Origin of the sequence: Campylobacter concisus (genome assembly GCF_002913745.1) — a bacterium.
GTDB lineage: Bacteria > Campylobacterota > Campylobacteria > Campylobacterales > Campylobacteraceae > Campylobacter_A > Campylobacter_A concisus_R.
Genome location: NZ_PPCG01000076.1, coordinates 1 through 3,087 on the forward strand (window position 1 = coordinate 1; position 3,087 = coordinate 3,087).

Below are 3,087 nucleotides of genomic sequence, written 5' to 3' on the forward strand. Positions count from 1 at the left end.
GTCGATAGCTTTTTAGAAAATGATGAAATTTTAGATCTTAGGGCTAAATTTTATGAGAAATTTTATGTGATAAAAAAAGAATTTACGACATTTTGTTTCTTGAAAAACAAAAAGATACTAAGCCACCATGCAAAAGCTTATAGAGGTGAGGTTTTGCGCCAGATCGCAAATGCTAAAGTGACAAACAAAGATGAGCTAATGGCTCTAAATTTTGAAAATTTAAAACTTGTGGATATAAAAAAGATAGGGCTAAAAAACGAGCTTACGTTTGAAATTTGTGAGTGAGAGTTCAAAATTTGGTCTTTTTTACTAAAAAAATGCAAAAAAGAGCTAAATTTAGGGAAAAAGTATTGTATTTTTTTTTAAAAGAGTGTAGAATTGCCGCATAACTTCTTAAAAGGATGGTTCATGAAAAAAGCTGAATTTATTCAAGCGGTTGCCGACAAGGCTGGTCTTTCAAAAAAAGATACTCTAAAAGTTGTTGATGCTACTTTGGAGACAATCCAAGCGGTTCTTGAAAAAGGCGATACAATTAGCTTTATAGGCTTTGGTACTTTCGGTACTGCTGATAGAGCTGCAAGGAAAGCTAGAGTTCCTGGAACCAAGAAAGTAGTCGACGTTCCTGCTAGCAAAGCAGTCAAATTTAAAGTTGGCAAAAAACTTAAAGAAGCAGTTGCTGCTGGTGCTGCTAAAAAAGGTAAAAAGAAATAATTTTCTTTTTCGGGGAGCAAGTCTCCCTTTTTTTCTTCTCACAAATCTAAAATTTCAATCTTAACTTAGCCCGAGTGGTGAAACTGGTAGACGCGTCAGACTCAAAATCTGATAAGGGCAACCTTGTGTCGGTTCGAGTCCGACCTCGGGCACCATTATACAATACCTTAAGAACGGTATATCGTTGCAAGTAATTATTTTTTACAGAATAATGACGGAGCATGAAATACTAATTCTCTGGAACACCTTTTGCTATAAACTATAAAAGAAGCTAGGAGGCAAGCCAAGAATGATATTAGCATCTTAGGCACAAATGTAAATTCATATACTAAGCAACAACACAAACAAGACAGATCTGCAAATTTTAGTGATCTCATAAAGCAAAATGCCAAAGAAAAGATTAGCAAGCCAAGCCAAGAGCCAGCTAAATTTACTTATATCTCTTTTTCACAAAATAGCCTCGCCTCTTTAAATTTTAATAATCTTCAAGCTTATGGCTACACAGTGGATAAAGCTGGCTTTATGGGAGCTGATTTTAACAAAGATGCAGGTTTGCCACAGGACTTTAAAATCCATAAAAGCACGCTTGATGAGCTTAGTAGATTTGCCGAGCGCAATCATGTGCTAAACCGCATCAAAAGCAAAGACGAGCAGATAAAGATCTTTGATAACATCGATATGGCCGATACTATAAAGCACTACTACAGACTATTTGATCAAATGACGTCTAGCACTTTAGGCGATGATAAAAAGAGCTACACCCTTGCAGATATAGGCAAACTACCAAAAGGTTACAGCACAAAAGGCACTAGCTACGATGCCAAAGGACATTTGATAAAAGATCTATCAAGCTCCACTATCTCAAACATCTACTCTAGCACCGATGAGCTAAATAGCGCCAAAACTCTTAGCAAAGAGCTTTCAAGTGCAGGCGTTAGGCTTATAGTAAAAGAGGTTGATTTTACGATGAGCGAAGCAGGCGATGAGTTTAGTTTTAACCCAGATATGTCGGTATATCAAGCAGATGAAGGCTACAGCAAAGAGGCTCTTTTTATGGGATTTTTGCGCAGCTCTAGACCGCTACCAAGTGATAGTGCAAAGACTAAGCTAAGCAGCGCTGCCTTAAATGATATCTCAAGCACTGGAGAGCATAAAGAGTACTTTGTGGATTTTGAAAAGGTGGGTAAGGATAGTGAGAGCATAAAAGCGCTCATAAAAGAAAGACTTAAAGAGCTACCGCTTTTAATGTATGCAAGATCAAAGAACACTAGCGCAGAAAGTGTTACTTCAAACGATTATGAGAAATTTAAGCCAACTAGAGAGGATATAAATTCTCTAGCAAATTCTTGGAGCGAGAGGATAAGTTCTATTAGTAAGACTTTTGTGTAGAGATAGGCTATATATAAACTAAAATGTTGAAAGGTCGATTTACAAATTAAGAAATACAAAAGGCTTTTAAATATGATAGGCAGTGTAAATGGATTTACATATCAAAATATGAGGTATGAGCCAGCTGGAGCGGAAGAGAAAAACATACAAACAAAAACAGAGCAACAACCTGATAAAAATAAAATAAACGATGATAGCAATAACGCTGTAGCAAATAGTGCTCTTCAGCGCATTTTTGGAAACTACATGAGTGGCATTGCAGCTGATGGCAGGATAACCATTTGGGGTAAAGCAACAGGACTTGATAGCTCAATAAGCAAGGACGAAGCAAATTCTTTGTTACGTTTTATACAAGAGAGCAAGACTGGCGATTTTATGCCAATGATATCTGATGATATTAGCGACGAGTTGTTAAACTCAGCTGATCTTAGTATCAGTGAATTTAAAGAACGCTGGCTACAAGATAGAGCTAGGATGGCAGAGAAGCTAGAAAAGAGCAATGAAGACTTTTTCTCACAAGTAGATGCTATGAATGAAGAAGCTGAAAGAATTTTAAATAATAAAAACAATGAGCCAGATTCAAATGGCATAAAAGAAGAAAATTTTAAGCCTATTCAGGGACATAGCAAAAACACTGAAACTTATGACATTACTAAGGATGAGAAATTCTCATATTTACTTAAGCTTCAAGAACTTGAGAGAGAACGAGGTATCGATGTGCTTCGTATCATGCAAAAACTTGAAGAAAATGGCAAAAAGGTTGTCGATAAAAAGGTTTAAATTTATCTTTGTATTTAGCGCGAGTTGCTGCTAAGTCATACTATGACAAGGTAGAGGATGATCCTCGCTCTGCTTTATTTATCAAGCCATCTTATTTAAAATTTGCTTCTTATCTATCTTTTGCATAAGCTCTAAGACATCTATGCCTCTTTTTTCTTTGAAATTTAAAAGCTCTCTTGCATAGAGAAATTTTTGATCCTTATTTAT

4 protein-coding genes, 1 tRNA gene and 1 pseudogene are annotated in these 3,087 nt (G+C 36.1%); 5 read left to right on the forward strand and 1 reads right to left on the reverse strand.

The window, feature by feature from the left end:
- From yaaA to CYO90_RS09420, 5 genes are all read left to right on the forward strand, one after another.
- Window positions 1-285, forward strand: a 285-nt coding sequence (yaaA, locus tag CYO90_RS09400; protein WP_141090556.1) for a peroxide stress protein YaaA, incomplete at its 5' end; no start/stop codon positions are given.
- Window positions 286-408: 123 nt separating this feature from the next.
- A complete protein-coding gene (locus CYO90_RS09405; protein WP_002942224.1) occupies window positions 409-711 on the forward strand; it encodes an HU family DNA-binding protein in 303 nt (100 codons plus the stop codon).
- A gap of 68 nt (window positions 712-779) precedes the next feature.
- Window positions 780-866, forward strand: a tRNA-Leu gene (locus tag CYO90_RS09410).
- A 145-nt stretch (window positions 867-1,011) separates the two neighbouring features.
- Entirely contained in the window at window positions 1,012-2,100 is a 1,089-nt protein-coding gene (locus CYO90_RS09415; RefSeq protein ID WP_429827834.1) for a Cj0814 family flagellar-dependent secreted protein, read from the forward strand.
- 72 nt (window positions 2,101-2,172) lie between these two features.
- Window positions 2,173-2,880, forward strand: a complete 708-nt coding sequence (locus tag CYO90_RS09420; RefSeq protein ID WP_103579310.1) for a hypothetical protein — start codon at window positions 2,173-2,175, stop codon at window positions 2,878-2,880.
- A gap of 81 nt (window positions 2,881-2,961) precedes the next feature.
- Here CYO90_RS09420 and CYO90_RS10615 read toward each other — a convergent pair.
- Window positions 2,962-3,087: pseudogene (locus CYO90_RS10615) on the reverse strand (cell surface protein); the annotation flags it as partial.

Bases quoted from the DNA above. Each gene is read 5' to 3' on its own strand.
- CYO90_RS09420 (WP_103579310.1), top strand. From the start codon at position 2,173: ATGATAGGCAGTGTAAATGGATTTACATATCAAAATATGAGGTATGAG.
- CYO90_RS09405 (WP_002942224.1), top strand. From the start codon at position 409: ATGAAAAAAGCTGAATTTATTCAAGCGGTTGCCGACAAGGCTGGTCTT.